This window comes from Rhodoferax sp. GW821-FHT02C08, assembly GCF_059421805.1.
In genome coordinates this window covers 26,308-42,531 of record NZ_JBWKVR010000005.1, presented here as the reverse complement: position 1 = coordinate 42,531, position 16,224 = coordinate 26,308, and the positions used below count along the sequence as shown (strand labels likewise).

General features: G+C 63.5%; 15 protein-coding genes. 9 read left to right on the top strand and 6 right to left on the bottom strand.

Translation table 11 applies throughout. From position 1 onward, the window contains the following. The first annotated feature begins 2 nt into the window (after window positions 1–2). From AC07VY_RS07600 to AC07VY_RS07580, 5 genes are read left to right on the top strand one after another with little or no spacing between them, the layout of a single operon-like run. Window positions 3–740: an SURF1 family protein gene (locus AC07VY_RS07600; protein ID WP_495097128.1), complete on the top strand. Its 738-nt coding sequence runs from the start codon at window positions 3–5 to the stop codon at window positions 738–740. Then, window positions 676–1,407, top strand: coding sequence for an SCO family protein (locus AC07VY_RS07595; protein ID WP_495097129.1), 732 nt, complete (start codon window positions 676–678; stop codon window positions 1,405–1,407). The genes AC07VY_RS07600 and AC07VY_RS07595 overlap by 65 nt, the downstream gene beginning before the upstream one ends. Further along, window positions 1,408–2,577, top strand: a complete 1,170-nt coding sequence (locus AC07VY_RS07590) for a COX15/CtaA family protein (RefSeq protein WP_495097130.1) — start codon at window positions 1,408–1,410, stop codon at window positions 2,575–2,577. It abuts the gene before it with no gap. Between the two features lie 36 nt (window positions 2,578–2,613). Next, on the top strand, window positions 2,614–3,528 hold the full coding sequence (gene cyoE, locus AC07VY_RS07585; RefSeq protein WP_495097131.1) for a heme o synthase: 915 nt from the start codon (window positions 2,614–2,616) through the stop codon (window positions 3,526–3,528). 53 nt (window positions 3,529–3,581) lie between these two features. After that, window positions 3,582–4,145: an SCO family protein gene (locus AC07VY_RS07580; RefSeq protein ID WP_495073732.1), complete on the top strand. Its 564-nt coding sequence runs from the start codon at window positions 3,582–3,584 to the stop codon at window positions 4,143–4,145. 48 nt (window positions 4,146–4,193) lie between these two features. Here the strand turns inward: AC07VY_RS07580 and rpoH are convergent, their stop codons facing one another. Further along, window positions 4,194–5,129 (bottom strand): RNA polymerase sigma factor RpoH, encoded by a 936-nt coding sequence (rpoH, locus tag AC07VY_RS07575; protein ID WP_495097132.1) that lies wholly within the window; start codon window positions 5,127–5,129, stop codon window positions 4,194–4,196. Between the two features lie 639 nt (window positions 5,130–5,768). Here rpoH and AC07VY_RS07570 point away from each other — a divergent pair. Next, a complete protein-coding gene (locus tag AC07VY_RS07570; RefSeq protein WP_495097133.1) occupies window positions 5,769–6,467 on the top strand; it encodes an HAD-IA family hydrolase in 699 nt (232 codons plus the stop codon). After that, window positions 6,467–7,651 carry a M20 aminoacylase family protein gene (locus AC07VY_RS07565; protein WP_495097134.1) on the top strand — a complete coding sequence of 395 codons (1,185 nt, stop codon included), beginning with the start codon at window positions 6,467–6,469 and terminating at the stop codon, window positions 7,649–7,651. The genes AC07VY_RS07570 and AC07VY_RS07565 overlap by 1 nt, the downstream gene beginning before the upstream one ends. Window positions 7,652–7,729: 78 nt before the next feature. Here AC07VY_RS07565 and AC07VY_RS07560 read toward each other — a convergent pair whose 3' ends face one another. The 5 genes from AC07VY_RS07560 to AC07VY_RS07540 are packed head-to-tail and all read right to left on the bottom strand — an operon-like array spanning window position 7,730 to window position 12,637. Beyond that, complete coding sequence (locus AC07VY_RS07560) at window positions 7,730–8,887, bottom strand: NAD(P)/FAD-dependent oxidoreductase (protein WP_495097135.1); 1,158 nt, start codon at window positions 8,885–8,887, stop codon at window positions 7,730–7,732. Further along, window positions 8,884–10,275: an FAD/NAD(P)-dependent oxidoreductase gene (locus AC07VY_RS07555; RefSeq protein WP_495097136.1), complete on the bottom strand. Its 1,392-nt coding sequence runs from the start codon at window positions 10,273–10,275 to the stop codon at window positions 8,884–8,886. The genes AC07VY_RS07560 and AC07VY_RS07555 overlap by 4 nt, the downstream gene beginning before the upstream one ends. Next, window positions 10,272–10,664 carry a (2Fe-2S)-binding protein gene (locus AC07VY_RS07550; RefSeq protein WP_495097137.1) on the bottom strand — a complete coding sequence of 131 codons (393 nt, stop codon included), beginning with the start codon at window positions 10,662–10,664 and terminating at the stop codon, window positions 10,272–10,274. Before AC07VY_RS07550 ends, AC07VY_RS07555 begins: the two co-directional genes overlap by 4 nt. A 17-nt stretch (window positions 10,665–10,681) precedes the next feature. Beyond that, a complete protein-coding gene (locus AC07VY_RS07545; RefSeq protein ID WP_495073725.1) occupies window positions 10,682–11,176 on the bottom strand; it encodes an Lrp/AsnC family transcriptional regulator in 495 nt (164 codons plus the stop codon). A gap of 57 nt (window positions 11,177–11,233) precedes the next feature. Then, a complete protein-coding gene (locus AC07VY_RS07540; protein ID WP_495097138.1) occupies window positions 11,234–12,637 on the bottom strand; it encodes an aspartate aminotransferase family protein in 1,404 nt (467 codons plus the stop codon). Window positions 12,638–13,236: 599 nt separating this feature from the next. Here AC07VY_RS07540 and AC07VY_RS07535 point away from each other — a divergent pair. Next, the gene (locus AC07VY_RS07535; protein WP_495097139.1) at window positions 13,237–14,529 is read left to right on the top strand and encodes an NAD(P)/FAD-dependent oxidoreductase; all 1,293 of its coding nucleotides are present in this window, start codon (window positions 13,237–13,239) and stop codon (window positions 14,527–14,529) included. Window positions 14,530–14,589: 60 nt separating this feature from the next. Then, complete coding sequence (locus tag AC07VY_RS07530; RefSeq protein ID WP_495097140.1) at window positions 14,590–16,209, top strand: ABC transporter substrate-binding protein; 1,620 nt, start codon at window positions 14,590–14,592, stop codon at window positions 16,207–16,209. Window positions 16,210–16,224: the final 15 nt, after the last annotated feature.

Sequence of the window (16,224 nt, the reverse complement as noted above, 5' to 3'; positions counted from 1 at the left end):
CCGTGAGCCCCAAGTTGCGTTTCTGTTTGCTGACCGCAGGGGCTTTGCTGGGCCTGGCCGCTACGCTGTCGCTGGGGCGCTGGCAATTGTCGCGTGCAGCCCAAAAGGAGGCCTTGTTTGCCGCCATCGAGTCTCAGAACCGGCTGCCGCCGGTCGCACAGGCCGAGTTGCTGGCCAGTCCGCAGGTTGATTCGCTGCTGCACCGCAATGTCCAGTTGCGTGGCCATTGGGTGGCGCAGCGCACGGTGTTTCTGGACAACCGCCAGATGCACGACCAGACTGGTTTTTATGTGGTGACGCCCTTGCAGTTGCTGGACAGCCAGGCCGTGATCCTGGTGCAGCGGGGCTGGGTGCCACGCAATTTCCTGGACCGCACGGCCTTGCCCCGCATCGATACGCCCGGGGGCTTGGTAGATGTGCAAGGGCGTATGGCCCCGCCACCGTCCAAGCTTTACGCCTTCCAGGCGGTAGAGTCGGGGCCCATCCGGCAAAATCTCGACTTGGCAGCTTTCACTGCGGAGACCGGCCTGCCCCTGATGGCGGCGTCTGTATTCCAAACCGGGCCGCCCGCACCGCTGCTGCAACGTGACTGGCCCAAGGCCAATACCGGTGTTGAAAAGCACTATGGCTATGCATTCCAATGGTTTGGGCTGGCTGCCCTGATCGCAATCCTTTATGTCTGGTTCCAAATTGTCCGACGCTTCATCCCTAAGCACTCCCGCTGCCGTGAGCCCGTCTGAAGACCACTTGCTGGGCATGACGGTGCACTCCATGCCTACGCCACAGGAGGCGGTGGATGGTGCCAGTCGGCGCACGGTGCTGGGTCGCTGGAAGATGTTGGCCGTGCTGTTGACTTGTGCTGCACCGGTGGTTGCCTCGTATTTCACCTATTACGTGATCCGCCCCGAGGGTCGGCGCAATTTTGGCGAGCTGATCGACCCGCAGCGCCCGCTGCCCGATCAGCCGGTACAAGCGCTGGACGGTACGCCTGGCAATCTGCGGGCGCTCAAGGGCCAGTGGCTGCTGCTCAGCGTAGGCAGTGGCGCATGCGATGCGCTGTGTGAGAAACACCTGTATTTGCAGCGCCAGCTGCGCGAGACCCAGGGCAAGGAAAAAGACCGCGTGGACTGGGTCTGGCTGGTGACAGACGAAGCCCCCGTGCCCGAGCGCCTGTTGCCCGCCTTGAAAGGTGCCACCGTGCTGCGCCTGCCCGAGTCACAGCTATCGCAGTGGTTATCACCTGCCCAGGGCCATCTGCTGGCCGATCACCTGTACCTGGTTGATCCCCTGGGCAACTGGATGATGCGCTTCCCTGCCAGCCTGGACCTGGCCGGTGCGGCGAACGCCAAGCGGGACCTGGAGCGCCTGTTGCGCGCCTCGGCAGCCTGGGACCAACCGGGCCGTTAAATGGACACGCCTGCCTTGTACGACCTGTCGCCCGCCATCCGCGTCATGCTGGTGGGCTTGCTGATCGCCGTCGTGCCCCTGGTGTGGGTGCGACTGCGCAACCCCCAGGCATCGACCATGGGGCGTTTGCAGGCCCTGACGGTGTTGACCTTGTTTCTGACCTTTGACCTGGTGTTGTTTGGTGCCTTCACCCGTCTGACCGACTCCGGTCTGGGCTGCCCCGATTGGCCGGGCTGCTATGGCAATGCCAGCCCACTGGGTGCCGTGGCCCAAATCACCCATGCCCAGACTGCTATGCCCAGCGGACCCGTGACCCATGGCAAGGCCTGGGTGGAGATGGTGCACCGTTATCTGGCGACTTCGGTCGGCGTGTTGATTTTGACGCTGACCATTGCCAGCTGGTGGCAGCGCCGGCGAGGCCTGATCCTGCCCGTCAGCCCCTGGTGGCCCATGCTGACCTTGGTGTGGGTGTGCGTGCAGGGCGCATTCGGTGCCTTGACCGTCACCATGAAGCTGTTCCCGGCCATCGTCACCTTGCATTTGATCGGCGGTCTGGTGCTGCTGGTGTTGCTGTGCGTGCAGGCCGTGGCCTACGCCCAGCGCGAGCGGGTGCCAGCGCCGGCCTGGCCGGGAGCGCGTTGGATTCATTGGCTGGTGTTTGCGCTGCTGGCCTGCCAGGTGGCTTTGGGCGGCTGGGTCAGCACCAACTATGCGGTGCTGGCCTGCGATACTTTCCCCCTGTGCCAAAACAGCTGGTGGCCAGAGATGGACTTCCAGCAGGCCTTCCAGATCTGGCGCCCCCTGGGGCGCTTGCAGGATGGCACCTACCTGGGATTTCCGGCGCTGACGGCTATCCACTACACCCACCGGCTGATGGCCTATCTTGTGCTGTTGGCGCTGGCATGGCTGGCTTGGCGCTTGCACCGTAATCCGGCCACCCAGCGCCAGGCGCGTTGGCTGGGTGGGCTGACCCTGTTGCAGTTTGCGACGGGCTTGAGCAATGTGGTGCTGGGCTGGCCTATGCTGGCTGCCGTGGGCCATACAGGGGGCGCGGCCGCGCTGGTGGTCGTGCTGACCTGGATCGTTTGCAGCCGCCGCAGTGCATTGGCCGCCGAGCCCCGTGTTTCCTTTGCCTTCAGCGAGCCGGCGGCGCAGCGCCCCGTTCGCTGACGGCGTGTATTTTTTGTCTGGACCGAGATTGTTTGCATGCGTGTTGCTGAACCTACCGCCCCTCCCATGACTGCCGCGCCGCCCTCGCGCCTGCGCCAGTTCTATTCGCTGACCAAGCCGCGCGTGGTCCAGTTGATCGTGTTTTGTGCACTGATTGGTATGGTGCTGGCTGTGCCCGGCGCGCCTACATGGGCCGAAGTCCGGCTGGGCCTGGTGGCCTGCCTGGGCATCTGGCTGGTGGCTGGCGCCGCTGCCGCCTTCAATTGCCTGGTAGAGAAGGGCATAGACGCCAAGATGAAGCGCACCTCCTGGCGGCCGACGGCGCGGCAGGAGCTGCAGGACTGGCAAACCCTGCTGTTTTCGGCCCTGTTGTGCGTGGCTGGCTCGGTGCTGTTGTATGTGTGGGTGAATGCCCTGACCATGTGGCTGACCTTTGCCACCTTTGTGGGTTATGCCGTGGTCTATACCGTCATTCTGAAGCCGCTGACGCCGCAGAACATCGTCATTGGCGGAGCCTCGGGCGCCATGCCGCCGGTGCTCGGCTGGGCCGCCATGACCGGCAATGTCGGGCCTGAAGCCTTGATCCTGTTCCTGATCATCTTCCTGTGGACGCCGCCGCACTTCTGGGCGCTGGCGTTGTACCGGGTGGAGGACTACCGCAAGTCCGGCCTGCCTATGCTGCCCGTGACCCATGGCAACGAGTTCACCCGCCTGCAGGTGCTGCTGTACACCCTGGTGCTGTTCGCGGCCTGCCTGATGCCCTTCATCTACGGCATGAGTTCCTGGCTGTACCTGGCAACCGCCGTGGTGCTGAGCATTGGCTTCTGCGGCTATGGTTTTGCACTGTGGCGCAATTACTCGGACGCCCTGGCGCGCAAGACCTTCCGTTTTTCTCTGATCCACCTGAGCGCGCTGTTTGCTGCGTTGCTGCTAGACCACTACCTGATCTGAGCCTTATGCATAAACGTGATGCTATTAAAAGAGTAGCTGTTGGCGCAGTAACTATGTGCGCTAGCGGTCTTTTTGTTGCCTGTTCTGAAACCAAGGCCGATTTTGCCTCGGTGGATGTCACCGGGGCGGACTATGCCAAGGACTTCCAGCTGAGCGACCACAACGGCCAGCGCCGCAGCCTGAAGGACTTCAAAGGCAAGCTGGTGGTGGTGTTCTTTGGCTACACCCAGTGCCCGGACGTTTGCCCCACCTCCATGGCCGAGCTGGCCGAGATCAAGAAGTCCCTGGGCGCCGATGGCGACCGCCTGCAAGGCATTTTCATCACCGTGGACCCGCAGCGCGATACACCGGCTCTGCTGAAGGCCTATATGGCCAACTTTGACCCCAGCTTCCTGGCGCTGGTGCCCACGCCTGAGCAGTTGGCCGCCGTGGCCAAGGACTTCAAGGTCTACTACAAGAAGGTGGATGGCAGCACGCCTACCAGCTACACCATGGACCATTCCGCTGGCAGCTACGTGTACGACACCCAGGGCCGGCTGCGCCTGTATGCGCGCTACGGCGGTGGCGTGGCGCCGCTGCTGGGCGACCTGAAGATACTGCTCAAGCAGGCTGCATAAAAAAAGGGACCGTCTAGGTCCCTTTTTGTTTGGCGGCGAATGCAGCACTTAGGCGTATTCGGTCAGCGCCTTTTTCATCTTCTTCATGGCCGCAGATTCGATTTGGCGAATCCGTTCGGCACTCACGCCGTAGTCGGCCGCCAACTCGTGCAGCGTCATGCCGCCAGAGCCGTCGTCCTGTACCTTGAGCCAGCGCTCTTCCACGATGCGGCGGCTGCGTTCGTCCAGGCCGTCCAGCGCGCTGCGCACGCCATCGCTGGCCAGAGTGTCGCGCTGGTGGGCTTCGATCTGGGCTGTGGGCTCGTGCACCGTGTCGGCCAGGTAGGCGATGGGGCCGTAGCTGTCTTCGCCATCGTCCGATGGACCCGGGTCCAGCATCACGTCGCCACCGGACAAGCGGGTTTCCATCTCGATCACGTCCTCGCGCTTCACATTCAGCTGGCTGGCCATCGACTCGATTTCCGACTCGCTCAAGGTGTCGCGGTGGGTGTCACCGTCGCTCGCATCGGACTTGAAGCCCTGCTTCATGGAGCGCAGGTTGAAGAACAGCTTGCGCTGTGCCTTGGTGGTCGCCATTTTGACCATGCGGCAGTTCTTCAGGATGTATTCGTGCATCTCCGCCTTGATCCAGTGCAGCGCGTAGCTCACTAGGCGCACACCTTGGTCAGGGTCGAAACGCTTCACGGCTTTCATCAGGCCGACGTTGCCTTCTTGGATCAGGTCGCCATGTGGCAGGCCGTAGCCCAGGTATTGGCGTGCGACGGACACAACCAAGCGCAGGTGCGATAGCACCAGCTTACCGGCGGCGTCCACGTCGTTATCGTTCTTGAGTTGGCGTGCGTATTGCTGTTCCTGCTCCAGGGTGAGCATGGGCATGCGGTTCACCGCGGAGATATATGCGTCCAGGTTACCCAGCGGGGGCACCAGGGCCCAGGGGTTCGGGGCCGCCAATGCGGTGGACATGGTTCCAGTTTGAAGGTTCATACCAGATTCCCTTTCTCTAGGGCTGAATATTAGCACTCTATTAAAGAGAGTGCTAAAGCCGGGGATTTCCTCTTTGGCGCTAGGGTATTCCCTTGGTCAAAGCTGGGAGCTTTGACCCAGTAAGCCTGTAGCGATTGTCGATTCTTGGCAAACGTGGAACTCTGGGTATCTTGAAAACCTGTGTAACCTATTGAAAGTTATGGGAAATTTCTAAAAACCTGCTCAAGTGAAGGTTCTGGATACCAGATGGGAGCGCTCCAGCTGGTTTTCAAGCGCTTAGGGTGCAAAACGACTTCTGGGCGGGCGTTAACATCCTCGGCTATGAAATTTCTGAACACATTCATGCTTGCGGTAGGCTGGTTTTTTGTCGTTTTCGCAGTTCTTTGCGCCCTTGGGCTGGGCTCCATCCATATGCACCTGGGTCCACTGGACTTCAAGCTGCCCTTTCATTGGCGCTGATCCAGGCGGGTTCGAGTCGTGGAATAAGGCGCAGGCTTCGATCACGCGGTAGAACATGCTGCTGCCGAGGCGACAACAGAATCCTGTGCCAAGGCAGTGGCCCGGTTTGCTCTCGCACCGAATGCGTTGCCGCCTATGCTTTAGCTATACGACATACACCGTCTTAGCTGGAGCCTTAACTTGTCTCTTCAACACTTCAAAGTCCTCACGTTCGACGTTGTCGGCACTCTGATCGATTTCGAGCGCGGCATGCTCGACTATTTGCATACCGCCGTACCAGGCACCCAGGTGTCCGACGACGACTTTCTCAGTGCCTACCGCAAGGCCCGCAAGAGCGAAGACGTCACCTGGTACCCCGACGATCTGGTGCGCGTATGGCATGCGATTGCGCCACCGCTGGGCCTGCCTGACAGCCATGTACTGGCACAAGGCTTCCGTGATTCCGTGGCCCAATGGCCGGCGTTTCCTGACTCCGTCGAGGCATTGAAACGTTTGGGCAAGCGCTTCAAGCTTGTCACTATGACCAATGCGCAGACCTGGGCGTTGAAGCACTTCGCCAAGACGCTTGACCAACCCTTTGACTTGGAACTGAGCTGCGACGACGCGCTCTGCGAGAAGCCCGATGCCCGTTACTTTGCTTATGCACGGGGTCGCTTTGAAGGGGCCTGGGGTTACAAGCAGGCAGACAATCTGCACGTTGCGCAAAGCCAGTACCACGACATTGGTATTTCCAAGCAGCTGGGTATTACCACCTGCTGGATCGAGCGGCGCCATGGGCAGGCGGGCTCGGGCGGCACCATCGAATCGGCCTTGACCCAGCCCGACTACCACTTCCACACTTTGAAAGAGCTGGCCGACGCGGTTGAGGCTGGGCGCTGATGCCGGCAGCCCTGAGGGACATCGCGGCACCGGTGGCCGACCTGTTGCCGGACCTGGTGGCTTTGCGCCAGGACCTGCACGCCAACCCCGAACTGGCGTTTGCCGAGCGGCGTACCGCCGGCATCGTCGCGCAGTCCTTGCGCCTGCTCGGGTTGGACGTGCATGAGGGACTGGGCGGTACCGGTGTGGTCGGCAGCCTGCGCTGCGGCAGCAGTACCCGTAGCGTTGGCCTGCGCGCCGATATGGACGCGTTACCCGTGGTGGAGCTCGGGCGCAGCCCCTACGCCAGTCGTATCCCTGGCGCCCACCACGGCTGCGGCCATGATGGCCACACCAGCATGTTGATCGGTGCTGCCCGGCAACTGGCGCGCACCCGCGCTTTCGATGGCACGGTGCATTTCATTTTCCAGCCGGCCGAAGAAGGCAAGGGTGGCGCCCGCGCCATGATTGAAGACGGTCTCTTTGACCGTTTTCCCTGCGACAGCGTCTATGCGCTGCACAACTGGCCCGACCTGCCGCTGGGCCAGGCGCAGACCCGGCCCGGGCCCATCATGGCCGCAGCCGATCGCTTCGACATCGTGCTGCGCGGCCGCGGCGGCCATGCGGCCCAGCCCCAGCACACGCCGGACGCCATCCTCGCAGCCAGCCAGCTGGTCACCCTGCTCAACACCATCGTCTCGCGCCGCATCGACCCTGGCGAATCGGCCGTGCTATCGGTCACGCGTATCGAGGGCGGCCACAGCCACAACGTGCTGCCGGCCGAGGTGAGCATCACTGGCACGGTGCGCAGTTTCGACCTCGCCACGCAAGACCGCATCGAAGCCGCGTTGCGCGCCTGCGTAGAGGGCGTGGCCCTGTCCGGTGGCGTGCAGGCGGAGCTGAACTACCTGCGCTACTACCCCGCGACCATCAACACCGCGGCCGAAGCCGCACTGGCGCTCGACGCAGCCCAGGCGATAGGCCTGCAGGCCGCAGAGGCGCCGCGCGCGGCCTTTACCTCGGAAGACTTCGCCTTCATGTTGCAGCGCAACCCCGGCGCCTACCTGTGGCTGGGCCAGGGCCGCGCCGATCCCGGGCCCGACGGCGAACGCGCGCTGCACCACCCCTGCTACGACTTCAACGACGACGCGCTGCCCCTGGGCGTGTGCTGGTTCTGCGAGGTGGCGGCGCGTGCGTTGGCATGAGGTGGGCTGTCGAAACTTTTGAATGAAATCGGCTTCCTGCGCATATTTCATGTGCGCAAGGTGCTATGTTTTTGATAGTTATGCTGCTTGCCGCGCCTGCTGCAGCGCTGCGAATCGCCCGATGGCATAGGGCGCCAGCGGAATCGACGTATTGCCTGTGGCCATCAGTTCGGCCATGGTCTCGCCCACGCCGGGGCTGATGGCAAAGCCCTCGCCATTGAAGCCGAAGGCGTAGTGCAGGCCGGGCACCTTGGCGCTAGGCCCCATCACGGGTTGCCAGTCGACGGTGTAGCCCTCGATGCCGCTCCACACGCGGATCAACTGCACCTGGGCGAAGGCGGGCACGAAGCGGCGCAGTTCGCGCAACTGGCGCAGCACGTTGTCGGGCTTCACATAGGCGCGGACCAGGTCTGCATGGGCTGGCCCCTTGAGCCCGCCGCCGAAGACGATGTTGCCGCGCGCGATCTGGCGGAAGTATAGGCCTTCGGTTTCTATGGGCGACGACAGGCCGATGGACGGGCCTATCGCGTAGGGCAGTGGCTCGGTCACACCCATCTGCGGGCCGCGGGCCTCCATCGGCACGCGCTCGCCGAACTGCTCGGCCATGCGGTTCGACCAGGCGCCGCAGGCCACCAGCATCTGCGGCGCGCGAAAGCGCCGGCCATCGGCCGTGTGGGCGACGAAGCCATTGCCGTCACGCTCGACTTGCAGCACCTCGGCATGCTCAATGATGTTGGCGCCGGCGCGCTGTGCCGCGCGCGCAAAGGCGGGGCCGGCCAGGCGCGGGTTGGCGTGGCCGTCTTGTGGTGAATACGAGCCGGCCACCACGCTGGGCGCGAAGATGCCCCAGCGCTGGCGCAACTGCTCGGCGCTGAACAGCTCCAGGTCCAGGCCCAGTGGCTTCACGTCGCGCGCATGTTTCTCGATCACTGCGGCCTGCTTCTCGGTATAGCAGACGCGCAGATGGCCATAGGGCACGAATTCCACATCCTCGCCCAGCAGCTCCTTGATCCGGCCCCAGACGGCGCGCGCGCGGTTGGCCAGCGGCATCTGGTGCAGTTCGCGGCCCTGCCGGCGCACATTGCCGAAGTTGGTGCCGCTGGCCTGCCGGCCCACGAGTTCACGCTCGAGCAGCGTGACCGATTTGCCATGCTGGCGCAGGAAGAACGCGGTGCTGGTGCCCATCAGGCCGCCACCCAATACCAGCACGTCGGTGTCGAATGTGGTTGCGCTCATTCGGTGGCCTCCAGCGTGTCCATCATCAGCGGCTTGACGGGCGCCTGCGAACGCAGCCGTCCTACCTGTTCTACCGGAATTGCGCAGGCCTGGGCCACGATCTCGGCCGCGGCATGGCCGCAAAAGCGCCCCTGGCAGCGGCCCATGCCGACGCGGCTGAAGGCCTTGGCGCGGTTGACTTCCTGGCTGCCGAGTTCGTTCACGCAGCGGCGCAGTTCGCCCACGGTGACGGCTTCGCAGCGGCACACCACCGCCTCGTCGGGCAGGGTCGCGGCCTGCGCATGCGGCCAGGGGAAGGTGCGCGCCAGGCCTAGGCGGAAGCGGTCCATCCGCGCCAGGGTGCGGCGCAGCGTGGCCGATTCGTTTTCATACAGGGCGCGGCCCTGGACATGCCCGAGGTCGGCCAGCGCCGCCAGCGCAGCCAGGCGGCCGGCGGCTTCCGCGCCGTCGGCACCGAGGATGCGTACGCCGTCGCCTGCAAGGTAGACCGCCGGCGTGCTGCTGCGGCCGTCGCCATCGATGCGTGGCAGCCACTGGCGGCTCACGGGTTCGAAATCGAATTCGCAGCGGGCCAAGTCGGCCAGCTGGGTTTCGGCGCGCAAGTGCCAGCCCAGGCCGACTGCGTCGCATTCGAAGCGCTGTGTACGGCCTTGCGCGTCACGGACCTGCACCGCCTGCACGCCCAGGCGCTCGTCGCCTTCGATCAGCAGAGGCGTCACGCCTTGCAGCACCGGCACGCCGGCACGGCGCAGGCCGCGGATCAGGCCGAGCCCGCGCAGCGCCAGCGTGGGCCGCGCGAGCAGGCCGGTGATGGCGGCCCAGGACTTGGACGCGGGCGCGGTATCCAGCACGGCCGCCACCTGGGCGCCGGCCTGCTGGTATTGCGAGGCCACCAGGTACAGCAGCGGGCCGCTGCCCATGAAGACCACGCGCTGGCCGATGGCGCAGGCCTGCGCCTTCAAGGCGATCTGCGACGCGCCCAGGCTGTAGCAGCCGGCGCGGTGCCAGCCGGGCACTGGCATCAGCCGGTCAGTGGCTCCGGCGCAGACCAGCAAGGCGTCGAACGGTAGCGTCTCGGCCTGGCCCGCATGCACCAGATGCAGGGCTTTTTCGGTCACGTTCCAGGCCAGGGTGTCACTGCGGTAGTCGATGTGCGGGCGCAGCGCGTCGAAGTCCTGGTGCAGGGCCTGGGCCTTGCCGGCTTCGCTGCCGTAGAGCTTGGCGCAGGAGCGTTTGAAGCCCTCGGGCTGGCGGCGGTAGATCTGGCCGCCGTCGCGCCGGCTTTCGTCGACCACGGTGGGCCGCAGGCCGGCCTGGACCAGGGCCTGGGCAGCGCGCACACCGGCTGGGCCGGTACCCACCACCACGATGCGGGGTGCGGTGCTCACAGAGGCCCCTTTGCCGCCTGCTGCTGCAGAGATTGCTGCAGGTCGGGGGTGACCGGCCAATGCTGCAGCGGCGGCTGGGTCAGCACGGCCATGCCGGGCTCGGCCGGCGTGCTGCAGGCGCGCAGGCGCTGGCCTTGCGGCGTCCACACCCAGCAGTCCTGGCAGGCGCCCATCAGGCAGAAGCCAGCGCGCGGTCCGTCGCCGAATTCGCTATCCCGCACCCGGCGGCCGTGGCTGAGCAAGGCGACGAGCAGCGTATCGCCCACCAGGGCGGTAGCCGGCTCGCCATCGATCAGCAGCGACAGGGTAGGGCGGTCGGTCTCTGCGAGCCGGACAAAGCGGCCGGGCGAACGGGGGTGGGGTGCGGGACGAGAAGAGGTGTCTGGCATGCGGTCAGGCGCGGAGTTCAGCGCTGGTGGGGAAACAGTTTCTCGACGGGGCAGTGCGCCTTGATGAACGGCGACTTGATGACGATGTAGCTGAAGTACTTGACGATGCCGATGTTGCGTTCAAGCAGTTCCTCGACCACTTCCTGGTAGTGGTTCACGCCGCGCGTCAGGAAGCGCAGCAGGTAGTCGTAGCCGCCGCTCACCAGGTGGCATTCGAGCACTTCGTCCACTTCGCGGATGGCCGCTTCGAAGCGCGCGAAATCTTCGCGGCGGTGGTCCGACAGGGTGACCTCGGTGAAGACGGTCAGCGTGTCGCCGAGCTTTTCCAGGCGCAGATGCGCGCCATAGCCCGCGATGTAGCCAGACTGCTCCAGCCGCTTCACGCGGATCAGACAGGGGCTTGGCGACAAGCCCACCGCGTCTGCCAAGTCAACGTTGGTCATCCGCCCATTTTTTTGTAGTTGCGCCAGGATACGCAGGTCCAGGCGGTCAATCTTTAAGGCTTCGTTCATGGCGAGGTCTATAGCGTGGAAAACACAGATTCTGCTACGTGAAAGGGCTGTTGGGCCCTAGCCGGCCAGTGCGGCACGTACATCGGGCATGGCGAGAACATCGTCAAGCGTTGTCTTCAGCCGGTCGAACATTTGAGCGAACTCGTCTTCGGTGAAGGTGAGAGCCGGTGCGAAGCCGAGGATGTTGTCTCCAAACGCGCGGAACACCAGGCCGTGGCGGTAAGCTGTCTGGGCGATACGCTCAGGTAAACCCAGTGCTGCATCGAAGCCGCTCTTGGTGTTTTTGTCGCTGACAAGCTCCAAAGCGCCAAGCAGGCCACGGTGGCGGGATTCGCCAACCAAAGGATGTGCAGTCAGGGCGTCCAGGCCGGCCGCAAAATGCACGCTGCCGCGCTGCCCATTGGCCAGCACACCGCCTTCTTCGTAAAGGCGCAGAACCTCCAGTGCGACTGCGGCGCTAACGGGATGCGCAGAATAGGTGGCGCCATGGCCTATGACGGCACCATCGGGCGCACCGTCAGCGATGCCTGTGTAGACCTTTTCGCTCATCATCGTCGCCCCCATTGGCGCATAGCCCGCAGTCAGACCCTTGGCCATGGTCATCAGGTCGGGCTCCACACCTTCGGCATCGCAGGCGAACATCGGGCCCGTGCGGCCAAAGCCGGTAATGACTTCGTCCACGACGAACAGGATGTCGAGCTCGCGCGTGACATCGCGCATGGCCTTGAGCCAGCCTTTGGGCGGCACGATGACGCCGCCAGATCCCTGTATGGGTTCGCAGAAGAATGCCGCCACGTTTTCGGCACCCAGCTCGGCCACTTTGGCGCGCAATGAGGCGACCGATGCGTCGATAACCGCTTGCGGATCAGCGGCACCTTCATGGCGGTAGGGGTTGGGCGAACGAATGTAGTGCTGCGTGGGTAGGGGTAAATCAAAGCCCCGGTGGAATGCTGGCAAGGCCGTCAGACCCGCACCGGTGGATGACGATCCGTGGTAGCCCCGCTCCAACGCGATGAATTGCTTCTTGGATGGCTTGCCTATGGCGTTGTAGTACTGCACGATGAAACGCACGGCCGCATCCACCGACTCAGATCCACCCAGTGTCAGATACACCCGGGTCAGCGATGCAGGCGTGATCTCGACCAACTTGGCGGCCAGGCGGATGGCGGGCTCGCTGCTGAAATGGAAATAGCCAGTGGCATAGGGTAGGCGGCGCATTTGTTCGGCGGCGGCCTGTACCACGCTCTCCTGCCCGTAACCTACGTTGACGCACCACAGACCGGCAAACGCGTCGAGCAGTTCGTGGCCATTTGCATCTGTCAGCCAGGCGCCGCGGCCAGAGCTCAACACAGTGGGGCCGCGTTGTTCATGCATGCGCCAGGGCGAGACGGGATGAATCAGGTGGGCACGGTCAATGGCGCTGAGAGAAGCAAGTTGAGGCAGATCTGAGAGTTGGTTCATGGCGGGTCCGTGGATGCAAAAACATGCGAAACGATGAGACGTTCTGATGCCTGTCAGCATAGGTCTTGTGCCTTGTCGCGTGGTGCTGCAATGGGGCTGGCGATTGGTGAAGCCTGCGGTTATGAGAGTTTTGACAGCAGATCATGCGGCGCTGCTGGAAGGCACTTTTGCCATGTCGGCATGTATGGCGCAATACAGGTCGGCACTGGCAAGGCGATGGTGCGAGGGCTGCTTCAAAACCGTGCTTTTCGGGCTTCGGTACGCTGCAGGGAAGTGCATCGCCGCACGCATGCGGTGCAGACCGCATGGCGTGCTGCAGCTGCCACGTCAAACCGCAGCTTTAGCGTGGCAAGGCATGCATTTCCCTACAAGCCTCGTACCAGTGCATGTTTCAATCAGTTCGAAATCCAGTGGGTGCACAGGCCTGTCAGGCCGTGACCTGCGCCGGTCTGAGACCGGTTTGACACAGGAACCGAGACCATGATCTTTCGTCCCAGGCACACCGTCTACGGTGGCCGCAGCACATTACCCTGCAGCCACGGATCACGCCAGCTGGCGCGCTGTGGCACCCGGCAGCGGAATCTTGGCGGTGCTGCAGCATGAAGCTTGATTCCTACTGGACGGATTCGTCGCCTGCCTTTGTTGCCCCGGTGCGGGAGCTACCCGCGCAGGTCGATGTGGCCATCGTTGGCGCGGGGTTTACTGGGCTATCGGCCGCACGGACCCTGGCCCGGCGGGGTGCGAACGTCGTCGTGCTGGAGGCTGGCAGCCGTGTTGCTGCCGAGGCTTCAGGGCGCAACGGAGGACATGTCAACAATGGGCTGGCCGTGGACTATGCCGATGTGGCGGCCAAGGTGGGTATCGACAAGGCGCGTGCCTGGTACCAGGCCTACGATGCAGCCGTAGACACGGTGGCCCGCGTGGTACGCGACGAGGCCATTGATTGCGACTTTCTGCGCCACGGCAAACTCAAGCTGGCCACCCGGCCCAACCAGATGGCCGCGCTGCAACGCAGCGCGCAGCGGCTGATAGACGATGGCGTGGACAACGACGTCGAGATACTTGATGCCGCACGGGTTCAGGCTGAGGTGCAAAGCGAACGCTTCCATGGCGGCCTGCTCTACAAACGCAGTGGCCAGATGCATATGGGCCGCTTTGCCGCGGGCCTGGCTGCTGCTGCTGAGCGCAGCGGCGCCCAGATACATACCGGTACCAGTGTTGAGCGCATCACGCGGACAGGCCCGGGCCGCGCCCGGCAGTTGCACACGGCGCGTGGCACGGTGACAGCGCAGCAGGTGCTGCTGGCTACTGGTGCAACGCGTCACGGTGCTTACGGCAGCTTTGGCTGGCTGCGCCGTCGCATCGTGCCTATCGGCAGCTTCATTGTTGTCACCGAACCGCTCGGCGCCGAACGTGCACAGTCCCTGCTGACCCAGCGTCGTACTTACACCACGGTAGCCAACATCCACCATTACTTTCGGCTCACGGCCGACCATCGGCTGGTGTTCGGCGGGCGGGCGAGGTTTGCGATATCCAGCCCGCAATCGGATGCAGCCAGCGGCGAGATACTGCGTGCAGGCCTGACCGAGACTTTTCCGCAACTGGGTGCCGTGCGCATCGACTATTGCTGGGGGGGGCTGGTCGATATGACGCAGGACCGACTGCCCCATGCGGGCGAGCGCGACGGGCTGTATTACGCCATGGGCTATAGCGGCCATGGTACGCAGATGTCGGTGCATATGGGCGAAGTCATGGCCGATGTCATGGCTGGCCAGGTGCATGCCAACCCCTGGCAAGGCCGCGACTGGCCCGCTATTCCAGGCCACTTTGGACCGCCGTGGTTTCTGCCGGCGGTGGGTATGTACTACCGACTCAAGGACCGACTGGCCTGAGCGGTTACTGGTCAACCGCGCATCCTCCCCGTTTTCTTTCAACCCCAGGAGCTCACCACCATGAACTACAGAAAAAACAAGCTAGACCAACTTGTCAGTCCCGGCGAAAGCCTGCGGGTGATGGAATCGATACGACGCGGTGCCACGCGGCGCGACATTCTTGCCATGTTGATGGCTGGTGGCATGCAGGCCACGCTGGCCACCAGCCTGGCCGGTGTGGCGATGACGGCGCATGCCGAAACTCCGCGCCGCGGTGGGCGCATTCGCGTAGCCGGTGCCACGGCCGCTGCCAGCGATACGCTGGACCCGGCAAAGCAGTCGAACCAGACCGACTACTCGCGCGGCACCATGCTCTACAACGGTTTGACCGTGCTGGACGGCAGCCTTACGCCACAGCCTGCTTTGGCCGAATCGTTCACCACCAAGGATGCCAAGACCTGGGTCTTCACGTTGCGCAAAGGTGTGGTGTTCCATGACGGCAAGGCGCTGTCGCCAGCCGACGTGGTGTATTCCGTGATGCGCCACAAGGACCCGGCCACCGCGTCGAAAGCCAAGGTGCTGGCAGACCAAATAGAAAGTGTGAAGGCCACCGGCCCGAACGAGGTCACGATGGTGCTCTCCGCGCCGAATGCAGACCTGCCCGTCATCGTCGGCACCTTTCATTTCCACATCGTCAAGGACGGTACTACGGACTTCAACGCGGGCATCGGCACCGGCCCCTACAAGCTCAAGGAATTCAAGCCCGGTGTGCGCTCGCTGGTGGTGCGCAATGAGGCCTATTGGAAACCTGGAAAGCCCTACCTTGATGAGATTGAGTTCGTCGGCATCGGCGATGAAAGCGCACGCGTCAACGCACTGCTGTCGGGTGGTATGGACTTGGTGGCTTCGGTCAACCCGCGTTCCGTGGCCCGCGTCAAGGGTACGCCGGGCTACGCTATCTTCACCACCCAGTCGGGTCAGTATTCGGATCTGATCATGCGCAAAGACCAAGGCCCGGGCATGAACCCCGACTTCGCCATGGCGATGAAGTACATGTTCGACCGCGAGCAGATGAAGAAGACCATCGCGCTCGACTATGCCGTGATCGCGAACGACCAGCCGATAGACCCGACCAACCGTTTCTACTTCGAGGGCCTGCCGCAGCGCAAGATGGACCTGGACAAGGCCAAGTTCCACCTGCAGAAGTCGGGTGTGACCGGCAAGGTGCCGGTAGTGGCTTCGCCAGCGGCCATGTATTCGGTGGAGATTGCGCTTCTGCTGCAGCAGGCCGGACAGGGCATCGGCCTGGACCTGGACGTGAAGCGCATGCCGGCCGATGGCTACTGGTCCAACCACTGGCTGAACAGTCCGGTGGGTTTCGGCAATGTGAATCCCCGCCCGAGTGCCGATACGCTGCTGACCCAGTTCTTCCAGTCGGACGCGGCCTGGAACGAGTCGCGCTGGAAGAGCCCGAAATTCGACCAACTGCTGCTGGCATCGCGTGCTGAAACCGATCTGGCCAAGCGCAAGCAGATGTACGCCGACATGCAGACCATGATCCACCTGGAGGCAGGTATCGGCATCCCCTTGTTCCTGGCCAGCATCGACGGCCACAGCAGCAAGCTCAAGGGCCTGGCGCCGATTCCGCTGGGTGGCCTGATGGGCTATTCTTTTGCAGAAAACGTCTGGCTCGACGCCTGATACAGAGCGCCTCGA